The following is a 202-nucleotide window of genomic DNA, read 5'->3' on the forward strand; positions in this document are numbered from 1 at the left end:
AGGTGCTCTCCCAACTGAGCTACACCCCCATATAGGATGATTCCTATTTAATTATAGACTCTTTCGAATCAATGGGCTTAAGTGGACTCGAACCACCGACCTCACGCTTATCAGGCGTGCGCTCTAACCAGCTGAGCTATAAGCCCTCATTTAATCTGGCAGCCACCTACTCTCCCATGCCGTCTCCAGCGTAGTACCATCG

General features: G+C 50.0%; 1 tRNA gene. It reads right to left on the bottom strand.

The features are described 5' to 3' along the window. Positions 1-72: 72 nt before the first annotated feature. Positions 73-146 (bottom strand) — tRNA-Ile (locus DWX96_RS14165). Positions 147-202: the final 56 nt, after the last annotated feature.

It is taken from the genome of Roseburia sp. AF22-2LB, from assembly GCF_003461125.1.
In the GTDB taxonomy this organism is placed as follows: Bacteria; Bacillota; Clostridia; order Lachnospirales; family Lachnospiraceae; genus Roseburia_C; species Roseburia_C amylophila.